This window comes from Amphibacillus sp. Q70, assembly GCF_052055485.1.
Classification (GTDB): Bacteria; Bacillota; Bacilli; order Bacillales; family Amphibacillaceae; genus Amphibacillus.
Window position 1 is genome coordinate 3,367,660 of the sequence record NZ_CP197171.1, and the last position, 15,213, is coordinate 3,382,872.

14 protein-coding genes are annotated in these 15,213 nt (G+C 37.7%); 3 read left to right on the forward strand and 11 right to left on the reverse strand.

All coding sequences use genetic code 11. The annotated features are described in order from the left end of the window. Nucleotides 1–401: 401 nt before the first annotated feature. Both ACS127_RS15265 and ACS127_RS15270 read left to right on the forward strand, forming a co-directional pair. A complete protein-coding gene (locus tag ACS127_RS15265; protein ID WP_440895882.1) occupies nt 402–920 on the forward strand; it encodes a transposase family protein in 519 nt (172 codons plus the stop codon). Nucleotides 921–932: 12 nt separating this feature from the next. Further along, nucleotides 933–1,727 carry an ISL3 family transposase gene (locus ACS127_RS15270; RefSeq protein WP_440895883.1) on the forward strand — a complete coding sequence of 265 codons (795 nt, stop codon included), beginning with the start codon at nt 933–935 and terminating at the stop codon, nt 1,725–1,727. Between the two features lie 117 nt (nt 1,728–1,844). Here ACS127_RS15270 and ACS127_RS15275 read toward each other — a convergent pair whose 3' ends face one another. The 6 genes from ACS127_RS15275 to mtaB form a co-directional block, all read right to left on the reverse strand. After that, on the reverse strand, nt 1,845–2,300 hold the full coding sequence (locus ACS127_RS15275; RefSeq protein WP_440895884.1) for a hypothetical protein: 456 nt from the start codon (nt 2,298–2,300) through the stop codon (nt 1,845–1,847). A 26-nt stretch (nt 2,301–2,326) separates the two neighbouring features. After that, entirely contained in the window at nt 2,327–3,328 is a 1,002-nt protein-coding gene (gene floA, locus ACS127_RS15280; protein WP_440895885.1) for a flotillin-like protein FloA, read from the reverse strand. A gap of 2 nt (nt 3,329–3,330) precedes the next feature. Further along, nucleotides 3,331–4,671: an NfeD family protein gene (locus ACS127_RS15285; protein ID WP_440895886.1), complete on the reverse strand. Its 1,341-nt coding sequence runs from the start codon at nt 4,669–4,671 to the stop codon at nt 3,331–3,333. 141 nt (nt 4,672–4,812) lie between these two features. Next, nucleotides 4,813–5,259 (reverse strand): GatB/YqeY domain-containing protein, encoded by a 447-nt coding sequence (locus ACS127_RS15290; RefSeq protein WP_440895887.1) that lies wholly within the window; start codon nt 5,257–5,259, stop codon nt 4,813–4,815. Nucleotides 5,260–5,307: 48 nt separating this feature from the next. Beyond that, nucleotides 5,308–5,481 (reverse strand): 30S ribosomal protein S21, encoded by a 174-nt coding sequence (rpsU, locus tag ACS127_RS15295; RefSeq protein WP_216399868.1) that lies wholly within the window; start codon nt 5,479–5,481, stop codon nt 5,308–5,310. A 185-nt stretch (nt 5,482–5,666) separates the two neighbouring features. Next, on the reverse strand, nt 5,667–7,031 hold the full coding sequence (gene mtaB, locus ACS127_RS15300) for a tRNA (N(6)-L-threonylcarbamoyladenosine(37)-C(2))-methylthiotransferase MtaB (protein WP_440895888.1): 1,365 nt from the start codon (nt 7,029–7,031) through the stop codon (nt 5,667–5,669). Between the two features lie 639 nt (nt 7,032–7,670). On the opposite strand from mtaB, the gene ACS127_RS15305 reads away from it, so the two are divergent. Then, nucleotides 7,671–9,083, forward strand: coding sequence for a catalase (locus ACS127_RS15305; RefSeq protein ID WP_440895889.1), 1,413 nt, complete (start codon nt 7,671–7,673; stop codon nt 9,081–9,083). Between the two features lie 367 nt (nt 9,084–9,450). Here ACS127_RS15305 and ACS127_RS15310 read toward each other — a convergent pair whose 3' ends face one another. The 5 genes from ACS127_RS15310 to grpE all read right to left on the reverse strand — a co-directional run bounded on the left by ACS127_RS15310 (nt 9,451) and on the right by grpE (nt 14,984). Further along, nucleotides 9,451–10,203, reverse strand: a complete 753-nt coding sequence (locus ACS127_RS15310; protein ID WP_440895890.1) for a 16S rRNA (uracil(1498)-N(3))-methyltransferase — start codon at nt 10,201–10,203, stop codon at nt 9,451–9,453. Nucleotides 10,204–10,226: 23 nt separating this feature from the next. Next, nucleotides 10,227–11,168 (reverse strand): 50S ribosomal protein L11 methyltransferase, encoded by a 942-nt coding sequence (prmA, locus tag ACS127_RS15315; RefSeq protein WP_440895891.1) that lies wholly within the window; start codon nt 11,166–11,168, stop codon nt 10,227–10,229. Nucleotides 11,169–11,206: 38 nt separating this feature from the next. After that, entirely contained in the window at nt 11,207–12,328 is a 1,122-nt protein-coding gene (gene dnaJ, locus ACS127_RS15320) for a molecular chaperone DnaJ (RefSeq protein ID WP_440895892.1), read from the reverse strand. Between the two features lie 220 nt (nt 12,329–12,548). Beyond that, nucleotides 12,549–14,378 (reverse strand): molecular chaperone DnaK, encoded by a 1,830-nt coding sequence (gene dnaK / locus ACS127_RS15325; protein ID WP_440895893.1) that lies wholly within the window; start codon nt 14,376–14,378, stop codon nt 12,549–12,551. A gap of 30 nt (nt 14,379–14,408) precedes the next feature. Further along, nucleotides 14,409–14,984 carry a nucleotide exchange factor GrpE gene (grpE, locus tag ACS127_RS15330; RefSeq protein WP_440895894.1) on the reverse strand — a complete coding sequence of 192 codons (576 nt, stop codon included), beginning with the start codon at nt 14,982–14,984 and terminating at the stop codon, nt 14,409–14,411. Nucleotides 14,985–15,213 lie beyond the last annotated feature (229 nt).

Consider the following 15,213-nt stretch of genomic DNA (forward strand, 5'->3'; position numbering starts at 1 on the left):
ACTGGAAGTAGGAAACACCAAAAAAGCGGTTGTACAATATATAGCGTTGGTGAGTAAAAAAACAGAACTCATTGACGCTATATTTTTATTTAAATATTTTATGATTTGTCTCATTTATAACTCACGTTATAAACCCGCAGTTAGCCGAACCTTCGCGTTCCATGGGCACGACCTCAGCTAGCTAAGAAAAGCTTAAAAAGCTTTTCTTAGCGGATCTTCGGACGCGTGCTGTTCCCATAGGAGTCTACGGTTCGGCTAACTGCTAATCATCAAATCGTCCGATTTGTCGCAGATCAATTTGTGATGGATGATTCATATTTTTAAATTTAAATATAGAAAACAAGTGAGTTTCCCTTTAGAATTGAAGTCGACTAAAACCATAATCCTGGGAGGGAACTCACTTGTCTACTTGTAACGATATAAGATTTCTGATCGATGTTCAAGATGAAAATATAACTTTTTCACCTGGTTGTGTGACACTCGGTGAATACAACGGGAAGCCGTGTAAATTTATTAGTGGTGAATTGACTTATGACCCAACACATTGTGAAAAGTGTGGGATCAAGAATGAAAACTACGTCGTGATTAGAAATGGGAAACAAACATCTAGGATTACCTTGCCAATGGCGGGTACCTCATTAACCTTTCTTAAACTAAAGAAACAGCGTTTTTTCTGTAAAGCGTGTCGGAGTAATTTTACGGCTAAAACCTCAATTGTTGAAACAAGCTGTCATATTTCAAATCAATCAAAGGCGATGATTATTTTGAAAAGCGGTGAAGCACAGTCTATAAAATCACTTTCTAGAGATTGTTCTGTATCTTGGCACACTGCTCAACGAGAGATTGATAAAACAGCACAATCCATCAAGCACCATCACCAGGCATTACCCGAAAATTTATCATTTGATGAATTTAAATAGGCAAAAGGATTGATGGCCTTTGAATATATTAATGCTGAAACAGGTGATATTTTAGAAGCGCGTACAAGCCGTGTGATAAAAAATCATTTTATCGCTAACTATAGCCTTAATGACCGTCGACATGTCAAAACAATCACCATTGATATGAACGCTAGCTATGTTCATGTCATTCAAGAGATTTTCCCTCGGGCTGAGATTATCATTGACCGTTTTCACTTAGTTCAATTGATTAATCGATCAATGAATAAAACACGTGTGAAAATCATGAATCGATTCAAGACATCAAATCGTGAGGACATGAAAAAATACCGTCGGCTAAAGCGATACTGGAAGCTCATATTAAAAAGTGAAAGGAAACGATCTTCTACAAATGACAAATATTATTCTTTGTTTGGGCAACGGCTAGAGAAAAGTATTGTTGAAGAAATGTTAAACTATGATCCTGAGTTAAAAGCAAATGATGAACTTTATCAACGTTTATTAAAGGCGATTGACATGAACCTTTTTAAAGGATTAGAAAGTGTATTAAAAGAGCGAAGCTCTTCTCTTATCTCTAGTCACATGAGAACAAGCTTAAAGACGTTAAGAAAGCATCTCCCTTATATCAAGAATAGTTTTACGTATCCATATAATAATGGTCGAATGGAAGGAATAAACAACAAAATTAAGGTACTAAGTAAAGTAGCGTATGGCTATCGGAACTTTTATAATTATAAAAAACGCATTATGATCCATTTCAAATTCAAAGCAATCGAAACAAAGTCATTAAATAATAACCAAAAAGAATCACGAATCAAAGCAGCCTAACGGCTACTTTGATTCGTGATAAACAACTAAATATATGTTGGCTAAAATTCCTCACCAACGTTACTTGACGTAGAACCAAAAAAGTAATCAAGCATTTCTGCTTGATTGCTTTGATTATTATCTGTTATTTATTCGATAAGGCTTCTTTGCTCGTGGCTGACCTAAAACCTCGGACATAACAACCGTTCCAGCTAGACCCTTGCGATTCAAATATTTTTTGATACCTAACTCTTCTTTTCTCATAGCATGGCTTTTTCTACGCGATACTAACAATTTATCTAGATCTTCTGCTGTTTGTTTAGCTTTTTTTTCTAAATGATCATAAGCCGCTTGAGTAGAAACATTTAAATCTTTTCGTAATTGATCTAACTGCTCAGTTTGCTGGTCCTCGACTTGATCCCCTGCCATTTCAAATCTTCCAAGTGCTGACTGTTTAGGCTGGGGTTTAACTGTTTGTCGAGTAACTGGTTTCCTTTTTACTGTTTCTTTATTCCCTTTGTCACCGAATGATTTGAGCACAGCTCCGCCTATCATGATAATAAACGTCACTAAAGGAATTAAGATATCATCCATGATTCCACTCCTTTCGGGTTTATTGCTTATTTTTCATCTGAATCATCATCAGATATTTTCCCGATTGAATCACGCATATCTGTATCAGCATTGATATTCTTATAGTTCATATAATCCATTACACCCATATTCCCTGAACGTAAGGCTTCCGCAAGAGCCAATGGCACATCAGCTTCTGCTTCAACAACTTTAGCACGCATTTCTTCAACACGGGCCACCATTTCTTGTTCTTGAGCAACCGCCATTGCCCGACGTTCTTCAGCTTTTGCTTGAGCAATGTTTTTATCTGCTTCTGCTTGGTCAGTTTGCAGGATCGCACCAATGTTTTTACCGATATCCACATCCGCAATATCAATCGAAAGAATTTCAAATGCCGTTCCTGCATCTAATCCTCGATTTAATACATTGTGTGAGATAGAATCAGGATTTTCCAAGACCTTCTTATGGGAATCTGAACTACCAATCGTACTGACAACCCCTTCACCAACACGGGCAATAACAGTTTCTTCACCAGCACCACCGACAAGTCGGTCAATGTTTGCACGAACCGTAATCCGTGCTTTTGCTTTTACTTCAATCCCATCCATCGCAATCCCAGCAATAAATGGTGTTTCAATAACTTTAGGGTTTACACTCATTTGAACAGCTTGTAACACGTCACGACCAGCTAAGTCAATGGCCGCTGCCCGTTCAAAACTTAATTCAATATTCGCACGTTGTGCTGCGATTAATGCATTGACGACTCGATCAACATTACCGCCCGCTAAATAATGACTCTCTAGCTGATTAATATTGACATCAACACCAGCTTTATGTGCCTTAATCAATGGATTAATAACACGGTTAGGTACGACTCGACGCAGCCTCATTCCAACCAGTGTGAAAATACTTACCCTTACCCCTGCAGCTAAGGCACTAATCCAAAGTGCAACAGGAATAAATGTTAACAAGATGACAATAGCGATGATAATGATACCAATAATAATAATTGGGAAAAAATCGCCTAATGAATCAAAGCCTGAATCCATAATTACTCTTCCTCCTCTTTAGTATGTTTACTTACAACAATTCGTGATCCAGCTACAGAAATAACTTTAATTGGTGTATTTTTAGCAATAAATCCACCTTCTGTAACTACATCTATTCTTTCTTTATCAACAACCACAGTACCTGAAGGTCTAAGCGGTGTAATAGCTGTTCCAATTTTCCCAACTAATTCATCTCGGTTAGCAGAAGAAACATATCCCCGATCTGGAGTTTCAGCATCTTCCAAGATAATATATTTGAACAAACCTTTTTCTAGTCCAATTCGTTTATATAGAAAAATAGCTGTACCAATTGTCACGACAAGAGCAATTAAAAGACTAATACTCAGCTGTCTGATATTATCGGTTGCCATGAATAAAGAGGCTAAAATACTTAATGAACCGATCGCCCCAAGAATACCGCCTGGTACGAAGAATTCAGCGATAATCAGACCAACACCAAGGACTACTAATAGCAGAACCTCATATCCGGCAAAACCAGCTACCATATGACCATAAAAGAAAAAGATAAGAGATATAATTCCAATTGAACCTGGTACACCAAAACCTGGAGAAAATAACTCAATAATTAATCCTAATCCAGCCAATGATAAAAGGATCGAAACGACAGTCGAATTCGTAAAAAATCGGGCAATTTCTTCAACAAAGGTTATTTCAACTTCTACAACATCTGCTTCAGCTAAACCTAACTCTGATAATAATTCAGTTCGATGGTTGACTGTTCCATTTGAATAACCCACTTCTATGGCTGATACGGGGCCTAGAGTCAAATATTTACCTGCTGGTGCATTGTATTCTGGTAAATCGATCTCTTTATCAGCCATTGCTTCTGCATAAACCCGGTCTCTTCCTTTGGACTCAGCAGCACTTCCCATTGCCTCTCGCCAATACGATTGCGCTTTTTCATCAGCCGCATTACCATCACCGGTAATGATACCACTAGCGCCAATTGTAGCTTGCGGATTCATATAAATATAATCAGCAAAAAGTGCGATATAAGAACCTGCCGATAAGGCTTGGCTTCTTATGTATGCCGTTTTGGGGATGGCAACATCTTGGATGATCTCACCAATATTATTCGCCGCATCTACCCGACCGCCAGGCGTATTAATCTCAAAAATAATGTGATCAACATTCGCATCAACAGCCTCACTTGTTGTTCTTCGTAAAAATGCCTCTAGTCCACGCTCTACTTCTTTTTCAATTGGAATAACGTGAACAAGCTTTCCACTGCCATTATCTTGAGCTTTTATTTCACTGATATTAACTAAGCTTAAAGTAACGATGAATAAGATAAAGAGAATGTGGGTAGAACGTCTTTTCATTACACCACCTCCTTTTTTAAAATTAAGGAAAGTGCCAGAATGCCTAACACTTTCCAGTCTATTATATCATGAACTTGGCAAAAAATCCCCTTTTCATTAATAAACGATTAGGGGATTTTTGTTTCAAACTTTAAATATGTCTTATGATAAATGTTTTTGAACGATTGCATTTACTTCTGATCCATCAGCTTTGCCCTTCACTTTTGGCATTAGCACACCCATCACTTTACCTAAATCTTGCTTTGTTGTTGCGTTCACTTGTTGGATCGTTTCAACAACAATTTGTTCAAGTTTATCACTTGATAGCTGTTCTGGCATGTATGCTTGTAACACAAGTATATCATTTTCATGTTTCTCTACAAGATCATCGCGTCCAGCTTCTTTAAATTCATGGAGGGAATCCTTTACCTGCTTTAATTCACGAGCTAAAACAGTTAATTCTTCATCTTCAGATAACTCATCCTTACCAAGCTTAATGGCTTCATTTTGTAATGAAGCTTTCACCATACGAATAACACTAAGCCTTTGCTTTTCTTTATTTCGCATAGCTGATTTCATATCTTGATTCAGAGATTCTAGTAATGACATTTCGTTTCTACACCCTCTTTATAAGAAATAAATATTTCTTATATAAAATTACTTACGCTTTCTAGCCGCTTCAGATTTCTTTTTACGACGAACACTAGGTTTTTCATAAAATTCACGCTTACGATATTCTGACAATGTTCCTGATTTTGATACATTGCGTTTAAAGCGACGAAGAGCATCTTCAAGAGACTCGTTTTTACGAACGCGAGTTGTGTTTGACATGCTAATTTCCCTCCCTCCGAAGCATCAACAATTTAATGAGCCAAAATGATAGGTTCTTTTGTCTCTATGATATTATAATATAATGCTTTTTGTAGGTCAACTTTTTGTTTTAAGATCATCCATATCTGTTAATGGCTGTAAGCGATCTTATCTAGATATCATTCTATGAATTAATAGTTTGATAGCTAACGAATGGATAAACTCGGTTCAGCTAACACTTTCACTAAAACACCTTCATTAATTGGATATCCTGATTTTGTTATTTTGACGCGAACAATCTCTCCAATTAAATCAGCCGACCCTGTAAATTGTACTTTTAAGTAATTATCTGAGTAGCCAACTAACAACTGTTGATCTCCCTCATCGGTCTGGTGCTTGATTTCTTCGGGGATCACCTCAACAACCGTTTGTTCATATTTTGAAGCATAGTTTTTTGCCTGTTGATCAGATAATGTAATTAATTGATCAACCCGTTCACTTTTTACTTCTTCATCTACTTGGTCAGCCATCTTAGCAGCTGGTGTACCTGTTCGTTTCGAGAATGGAAAGACATGCAGTTCTGAGAAACCAATTTCTTGAATAAAACGATAAGTTTCTTCAAACTCTGCATCTGTTTCCCCTGGAAAACCAACGATCACATCAGATGTAACCGCTAAACCAGGTAAGGCTTGCTTAAGGCGATCAACTTGTTGCTTATAATAAGCGGTTGTATATTTTCTTCTCATGCTTTTTAATACACGATCAGAGCCTGCCTGTAAGGGGACATGCAAATGACGAACAATCTTCGTTGAACGATCAATCACCTGCATCACTTTTTCAGTAATCTGACTGGCTTCGATTGAAGAAATTCGAATTCGTTTTAACCCTTCCACTTTTGTTTCTAAGTCGGAAAGCAAATCAGCAAAATCATAATCTTTAAAGTCTTCACCGTAACCAGCTGTATGGATACCAGTTAAAACAATTTCATTATAGCCAGCTTCTACAAGTTGTTGGGCTTGTTTTAAAACATTTTCTGGTTCTCTCGAGCGTAATAAGCCTCGTGACCATGGAATGATACAAAATGTGCAAAAATTGTTACAACCTTCTTGGATCTTTAATGAGGCACGCGTTCGATCTGAAAAAACAGGAACATCCATCTCTTCAAAAACACGATTCTTCATAATATTAGAAACACCATTAATGGGTTCGCGCGTTTTTTGATGTTCCTCAATATAAGGAATCATTTTCTCACGTTCTTGTGTACCCACAATAACATCGACACCCGGAATTTCCATAATTTCTCCCGGTGATATTTGAGCATAACAACCTGTAACACAAACAACGGCCTCTGGGTTTTTCCGAATAGCACGACGAATCACTTGACGGCTTTTTTTATCACCTGTGTTTGTTACTGTACAAGTATTTATCACATAAATATCCGCTTCACGATCAAAGTCAACACGTTCATAGCCCTGTTTTTTGAATTTTTGCCATATACCTTCAGTTTCATAATGATTTACTTTGCAGCCTAATGTGTGGAAACTTACGGTTTTTGAACGCTTGTTATTCATTATTCTATTTCATCCTTTCATAGTGCCTGTACTAACAGTTACCGTATATATAATAGCATAATGATACGTAGAAATAAATCAAATCAATCACTTGGATTTCTATCTTATTAGAAAGAGAGATTGGTACAAAATAAATAGGACAGGTTATAAAACGAAACTTCAATCAGTGGGAGTTGGGCCTACAGGATGTAGGTCATGCAGATGTTTCCGGTGGGACGAGTAACCGCAAATGGCTTCGGTGGGGCGAGTCATCACACAAAGGAAAGCTACGAAGCATTTGCATCACAAGAATAAGTGTCTTACTTATTCTGAGCCCCAGTCCCAAGTCTTTTCGATGGGGTGAGTAATCGCAACCCCAAATGTTGACCCGAGTTTTACGGACGGCTATCTGTGGAAAAAATAAACTTGATTCTAAATCGTCTAACTATTATATCTCTACTATCTATGTCGATTCTCACACAAACGTCCTCAGTTATTTTATTATCTTTTTTTCGCTCATCAACTTTTTAAACTTCCAGTACTTATCTCAGATCTTTGCATTTTTCTATCTACCCGATTTTCCCATGATAATAGTGCATATTGGAACAAGCCCTATTCATAACAATATAAGGTAGATTAATTTTTCACAAGGAGGAAATAATGAGCGATAACAAACAAAACCCCCAACAAGCAAAACAGATTCCTGTTCGAAAAAAAGCGCTAGCAGCCGGAAACAAACAGCCTGTACGTCAACATAAGCAATCGGATAACCCTGCACCCTCTTATTCGCAAACGGTTGGTAAAAATGGCCCTATACTGGAGCAAGATAATATTTTACATGAAAAACTGGAAACGTTCATTCACGAAAAAATTGTAGAACGTCCATTACATGTGAAAGGATTTGGTGCTTTCGGCTATTTCGAAACATTGAATAGCATGAGCGAATACACAAAGCTTCCCTTTCTTCAACAGAGTGGTCAAACGGTTCCTGTCGCCGTCCGTTTTTCACTTGGTGCGAGCAATAAAGGGACTCCAGATACATCGCGAAACATTCGTGGATTTTCAACAAAGTTCTATACAAACGCCGGGATTTTCGACCTTATTTGCAACCATCTCCCAGTCTTTTTATTACGCGATCCCATGCGCTTTCCGGAAAGTATTGCCGCACTATCACCATCGCCACGAAATAACTTAATGGACCCGGAATTGCTTTGGAGATTTGTAGCTAGCACTCCAGAGTCCACCCATTTTATCGTCCAGCTTTATTCTGACCACGGCACAGTCAAAAGTTTCCGGCGAATTCCTGGTTATAGTGTCAGTACGTACGTGTGGCGAAATTCAAAAGGAAGGCGACGTTACATTAAATACCATTGGGTTCCATTTGATGGTGTAGAATACATTACCAACAAAGAAGCAGAACAACTTGCAGCAATCAATCCCGATTACGCCGGCGAAGATCTCTTCCAAACGATTGCCAGCGGAAAACCGGTAGAATATGGTCTGTACGTCCAAATGATGGATCCACAAGATGCAGAACAACTTCCATTCGATCCCCTTGATGACACAAAGGTATGGGATGAAAAGATGTATCCTTTCCATCCTGTCGGAAAGATGGTCCTTAATCGTAATCCTGATAACTATATGGAACAAGTGGAAAAAATCGCCTTCTCCCCATCAAACTTATTAGACGGAGCGGAATTATCAGATGATAAGATATTACAAGGGCGAGCGAATGTCTATTGGGATTCACAGCGGTATCGTATCGGTCCACAATTCCGCAAGGTGCCAGTAAATGATCAAAAACATTGGCGTCCAAGTGATTTACAAACAAGTGGAGAAGGTAGATTTATAGAAGGGAAACTCGTGCGTTCAGATATAGCCAAGCAAGATGATTTTTCACAAGCAGGAGAATTCTATCAATCATTATCGCAAGCGGGAAAATCTCACCTTGTCTCAAATCTTGTTGCTGCCTTAACGGGCATACATCGGAACTTACAAGTCAAGGTAATCGAATATCTTTCTCTTGCTTCACGTGAACTCGGCGAGCGTGTATCAAATGGCTTGCGTGAATAAATTATATTAGAAAAGCCCGAAAAGCCGGGCGAAAATCAGCCCGGTTCTTTAGATTATATAATAAATAGCGTTGGTGAATAAAACACACAATTCACTAATACGCTATTTTTATTTATACATATTTGTGTTTGGTCTAATTTATAATTCACGTTATAAACTTGCCGTTACCAATAAGCCCATGCTGAAGCTCCTTTTAAACGAATTATTTAGTAATTTTTTTACTTATTTTAACCTATGACATACTAAACCAAATGTAAAACTTTTTTTAAAAAATCACCCTCTATTAATAGAAAGGTGATTGCCGTATTCATTATTCTTTTTTCGTCTTTTTAAGTTTTAAGTATAGTGCAGCAGTTACCTATTTATCTCACTCTGTCTCCTCGAAATAATAGGATAACGCAGACAATGCGTATAAGGGGGCTGTTTCTGTTCTTAATATTCTTGGCCCTAAACGAATCGGCTTAAAGTCACTTTGATAGAGTTGGTCTATTTCTGTTTCTGTTAGACCCCCTTCAGGACCGATAACAATGGCAATGGATTGATCCGGTTCAATATGTTCTAAATAATAACTTATTTTCTGTGTTTCTGCTTTACGAGTGGTTTCTTCATAAGCAACAAATTTGTGGTCAAATGATTGATCAGCTGAAATGAGCTGCTTTAATGAATAAGGTGTTTCTATAACTGGCTGAACAGTTCGATGAGCTTGTTCTGATGCCTCTTTAGCAATTTTTTGCAGGCGTTGAATTTTTTTCACGCTTTTTTTATCGTCCCATTTAACAATAGATCTATCACAGGCTAGTGGAATAATCCTTTTAACACCTAATTCTGTTGTCTTTTGAACAACCCATTCAAGTTTATCCCCTTTTGGCAGACCTTGAATGAGTGTCACATTCACCGGTAACTCCACTTGATTCTTTAGCTTGTCCAAGATTAATAATTGAACATTTCCATTACTAATTTCCTCGATTAAACATCGATAGGCTTCACCACTTGGATGATTACAAATCACTTCATCCCCTAGTTTCATTCTCATGACATGAACAATATGATGGTAATCGTCACTATCAATCTTGACATGCTGTTCAAACCAATTGTTTGGCTCAACAAAATATCGTTGCATAGCTGCTTTCACCTCAATATTGGTTATTCTGGCTTTTTGGCAACAATTAAAATCCAATCCTCCATCTGGTTTACTTCTAAAATCTCAAAGCCAGTATTCACTAAAGCTTCTTTGACTTCAAACTCTTTGGCTTGGATAATCCCAGATGTAATAAAAAGACCACCCGGCTTTAACAATGTAAAGCTTTCTTTTTCAAAGCGTAAGATGATTTCGGCTAATAAATTAGCAACAATTAAATCTGGATTAAGGGTCACATGGTTTAATAAATTATTTTGCTTTACTGTAACCGTTGAAGCGGTCTTGTTAAGCTTACTATTGATTGTAGCAGCTTTGACAGCAATATCATCTAAATCATAAGCAAAGACTTGTTTTGCTCCTAGTAAAGCAGCTACGATACTTAGAACACCAGAGCCAGTTCCTACATCAATCACTGTTTGCTCATTTTTTAGATATTTCTCTATTGCTTGGATACTTAATACTGTTGTCGGATGCGTCCCTGTTCCAAAAGCCATACCAGGATCTAATTCAACAACAATCTCTTCTGTTGATCCAGCTTGATAGTCTTCCCATGTTGGTGTAATAATGATTTTATTAGAAACTTTAACAGGTTTATAATATTTCTTCCATGCCGTTGCCCATTCTTCTTCATTCACTTCACTTAATGTGATCCGATTATGACCAATGTCAATATCGTAAACAAGCAGTTGATTAATCGCTTGTTTGATTTGTTCAACTGCTTCTCCTAAAAAACTATTAACCGGTAAATAAGCTTTCAAATAGACGCCTTCCTCTGGGTAATCAGCTGGGTCTAATTCATACACTTCACCAAAGACATCTGACCTCTCTTTAGCAAAATCAGCTGCATCTTCAATCACAACACCACTGGCTCCCGCCTCATGTAGAATATTAGAGATCGATTCAATTGCTTCATTTGTTGTATGAACACAAAGTTCAGACCATTTCAAGTTGATCAACTCTTTTCTAAGGATAAATTCACTAACTCCTAATCACTTTTAAAGGCACGTTTCATTCGACTAAAGAAAGATTCTTCATTTTCATCCGCTGCATCATGACCAGCTAAATTATTAAATTCTCTAATTAATTCTTTTTGTCGCTCCGTTAAATTAGTTGGGGTAATCACTCGCATACGGACATTTTGATCGCCATGACCATATCCACGTACGTTCGGAGCTCCTTTACCTCTTAATCTAAAAGTTTTACCTGTTTGCGTTCCAGCCGGTATCTTTAACTTAACTTTACCATGTACAGTAGGAATCTCAAGCTCATCTCCTAAAGCAGCTTGAGCATAAGTAATTGGCATTTCACAGAAGATATCATCACCATCTCGTTGGAAGAATTCGTGTGATTTGACTTGGACGACTACATATAAATCTCCTGCTGGACCGCCGTTCGCTCCAGGTTCTCCTTTTCCAGCTACACGAATTTGTTGGCCATCATCAATTCCTGCTGGAACTTTAATATGAATTTGCTTTTGCTTTTTGACGGTTCCCTTTCCATGACACGTTGAACACTTTTCTTTAATTTCTTTGCCAGTCCCATTACAGTGATGACAAACGCGTTTATTAACTACTCGACCAAATGGGGTATTCTGTTCGACATTTAGCTGACCTGTACCATGACAGTGCCGACATGTTTCAGGCTTTGTACCGGGCTTAGCCCCAGTCCCTTTACACGTATCACATTCTTCTTCACGAGGAATATGAATATCTGTTTCCTTACCAAAGATAGCCTCTTCAAATTCCAATACCATCGTGTATTGAAGATCATTTCCTTGTCTCGGCGCATTCGGATCTCGTCTGCCTCCACCACCGAAAAACATATCAAAAATATCGCTAAAGCCACCAAAATCATCGGCACCGAAGCCGCCACCAAACCCTTGGCTTTGAGGACCAGCATGACCAAATTGATCATATTGTGCCCGCTTTTGTTCATTACTTAAAACTTCATAAGCTTCTTTTACTTCTTTAAATTTATCTGCTGCATCTGGCTCTTTGTTAACGTCTGGATGATACTTACGAGCTAGTTTTCGATATGTTTTTTTAATCTCTTCCTGAGAAGCATCTTTACCAATACCTAGCACGTCGTAATAATCGCGTTTACTCATGAAAGCCATCACTCCCATCTCGTTTTCTGCATAAAATTAATCATAACATTAATAACAACGCCTGAACAACCCTTTAACATTTAGTCTATCGATTTTACCAAATCAGCTAAAAAATCAATACTCAGCTAATAGCTGTGGATAAACATAAAGCAATGAACAGGACAAAAGTCAAAGCCAAGTATAACCTGACTTTGACTTTTGGTCATTTAAAGGATTGTTTTTATTTTTCTTCCTCATCATCTACTTCTTCGTAATCAGCATCAACTACATCATCTTCTGGTTTACCTTGTTCACCAGCTTGTTGGGCTTGTTGAGCTTGCTGAGCTTGTTCATAAAGCTTGACAGAAAGAGCTTGCACTTCTTGCTCTAAAGCTTCTTTCTTTGTTTTAACAGCTTCTAAATCTTCGCCTTCTAAAGCTTTTTTCAATTCTTCTTTAGCCGCTTCTGCTTTTTGTTTTTCATCTTCTGATACTTGCTCTCCTAAATCTTTAATAACTTTATCTGTTTGGAAAACAAGTTGATCTGCTTCGTTGCGAAGGTCAATTTCTTCACGACGTTTCTTATCAGCTTCTGAATTTGCCTCTGCATCTTTAACCATTTGATCAACTTCTTCGTCAGATAATCCAGACGATGATTTAATCGTAATTGACTGTTCTTTATTTGTCCCTAAATCTTTAGCACGAACATTAACAATTCCATTTGAATCGATATCAAATGATACTTCAATTTGAGGGATACCACGTGGTGCAGGTGGAATATCTGTTAATTGGAAACGTCCTAAAGTTTTATTATCGGCTGCCATTTCGCGTTCGCCCTGTAATACGTGAATATCAACTGCTGTTTGATTATCGGCAGCAGTAGAGAAAACTTGGGAATGACTTGTTGGAATCGTTGTATTTCGTTCAATTAGTTTTGTCGTGACACTTCCCATTGTTTCAATTCCTAATGATAGTGGTGTAACATCTAATAGGAGAACGTCCTTCACATCTCCTTGTAAAACACCTGCTTGGATTGCAGCACCTAGCGCTACGACTTCATCAGGGTTCACACCTTTTGATGGTTCTTGACCAACTTCTTTTTGCAGTGCTTCCTGAACAGCAGGAATACGCGTAGATCCACCTACTAGTAATACTTTATTTATTTCTGATGAATTTAACCCAGCATCAGACATTGCTTGACGAGTAGGACCCATTGTTCTTTCTACAAGACCTGCTGATAATTCATCAAATTTGGCTCTTGTTAAATTCATTTCTAAGTGTAATGGACCTGCTTCACCAGCTGTAATAAACGGTAAGGAAATCTGTGTTTGACCAATACCTGAAAGATCCTTTTTCGCTTTTTCAGCAGCATCTTTCAATCGTTGTAAAGCCATTTTATCTTTGCCTAAATCAATTCCATTTTCCTTTTTAAATTCAGCAACCATATGATCAATAATCACTTGGTCAAAGTCATCACCACCAAGGCGATTGTCACCTGCTGTTGCGATAACTTCAAATGTACCATCACCAATGTCTAAGATCGATACATCTAACGTTCCTCCGCCAAGGTCGTAGACAAGCACTGTTTGATCTTGTTCAACTTTATCAATCCCATAAGCTAATGCTGCAGCTGTAGGTTCATTAATGATTCGCTCAACTTCTAAGCCAGCAATTTTACCAGCATCTTTTGTTGCTTGTCTTTCTGCATCATTAAAGTATGCTGGAACAGTAATCACGGCTTTTTCAACCGTTTCTCCTAAATAATCTTCAGCGTAATTTTTAATATATTGAAGAATAATTGCTGAAATTTCTTGAGGCGTATATTCTTTGCCTTCCATTTCAACTTTATAATCAGTTCCCATATGACGTTTAATTGATTGTACTGTATTTGAATTTGTAATAGCTTGACGTTTGGCTACTTCACCAACTTGTCGTTCACCATTTTTAAAAGATACAACTGAAGCTGTTGTACGATTCCCTTCTGGATTAGGGATAACAATCGCTTCTCCACCTTCCATAACTGCTACACATGAGTTTGTTGTTCCTAAATCAATACCAATAATTTTACTCATTTCTTCTTCCTCCTTGATTTCTATATGTAGTTATTGATTCACTTTGACCATCGCCGGACGAATGACACGATCCTTTAGACGATATCCTTTTTGCATCTCTTCAACAACCACATTGGATTCATATTGGTCATCCTCAACTTGCATAATGGCTTGATGAACATTTGGATCAAATGTTTCACCAACTGTTTCAATGACCTCTACTCCTTCAGCTTCTAAAATGGTTTGAAATTGACGGTAAATCATTTCCATCCCTTCAACAAAAGATTTAGCGGATTCATCATCTGATACGGTTTGAAGCGCACGTTCAAAATTATCAATAACAGGTAACAGTTCTGTTACTAACGCCTGTGATTTATATTTTAAATCAGCAGCCTTTTCACGCTGTGTTCGTTTGCGATAATTATCGTATTCAGCTTGTAGCCGAATAAACTTATCAAAAAGTTCATCCTTTTCGATGATTAACTGCTGATACTTTTCATCTGTTGAATCTTCCTCTGTTGCTTCTTCAACTAATTCTTGTTCAACCTCTTCAATTTCCTCAGTTTCTTCAAGTGGTTCTTTTTCAGTTACAACTTCTTCTTGTTTATTATGATCTTTTTTTTCCATATTTCTCACCCCCTGCATTTCTTCTCGCTACTTACATACAATGTCATCATCTAAGAAACATTTAGGTCTATCTCCACACTTAAAAATCTTCGGCTAACTTGTCCACACTGAGGTAGCTGTTCATCCCACCAAAAGGATTTGTTGGAACGTCAAAGTTACCACCTCCGTGTGGAAGTGAAGCCTTAGATTTATTTAGACCATTATTCATACAGTTTTATCCCCAATAGTA

What these genes read in the sequence shown, in the direction of transcription:
- ACS127_RS15270 (WP_440895883.1), top strand. Translation starts at nt 933, where the DNA reads ATGGCCTTTGAATATATTAATGCTGAAACAGGTGATATTTTAGAAGCG.
- ACS127_RS15275 (WP_440895884.1), bottom strand. Translation starts at nt 2,300, where the DNA reads ATGGATGATATCTTAATTCCTTTAGTGACGTTTATTATCATGATAGGC.
- floA (WP_440895885.1), bottom strand. Translation starts at nt 3,328, where the DNA reads ATGGATTCAGGCTTTGATTCATTAGGCGATTTTTTCCCAATTATTATT.
- ACS127_RS15285 (WP_440895886.1), bottom strand. Translation starts at nt 4,671, where the DNA reads ATGAAAAGACGTTCTACCCACATTCTCTTTATCTTATTCATCGTTACT.
- ACS127_RS15290 (WP_440895887.1), bottom strand. Translation starts at nt 5,259, where the DNA reads ATGTCATTACTAGAATCTCTGAATCAAGATATGAAATCAGCTATGCGA.
- rpsU (WP_216399868.1), bottom strand. Translation starts at nt 5,481, where the DNA reads ATGTCAAACACAACTCGCGTTCGTAAAAACGAGTCTCTTGAAGATGCT.
- mtaB (WP_440895888.1), bottom strand. Translation starts at nt 7,031, where the DNA reads ATGAATAACAAGCGTTCAAAAACCGTAAGTTTCCACACATTAGGCTGC.
- ACS127_RS15305 (WP_440895889.1), top strand. Translation starts at nt 7,671, where the DNA reads ATGAGCGATAACAAACAAAACCCCCAACAAGCAAAACAGATTCCTGTT.
- ACS127_RS15310 (WP_440895890.1), bottom strand. Translation starts at nt 10,203, where the DNA reads ATGCAACGATATTTTGTTGAGCCAAACAATTGGTTTGAACAGCATGTC.
- dnaJ (WP_440895892.1), bottom strand. Translation starts at nt 12,328, where the DNA reads ATGAGTAAACGCGATTATTACGACGTGCTAGGTATTGGTAAAGATGCT.
- dnaK (WP_440895893.1), bottom strand. Translation starts at nt 14,378, where the DNA reads ATGAGTAAAATTATTGGTATTGATTTAGGAACAACAAACTCATGTGTA.
- grpE (WP_440895894.1), bottom strand. Translation starts at nt 14,984, where the DNA reads ATGGAAAAAAAAGATCATAATAAACAAGAAGAAGTTGTAACTGAAAAA.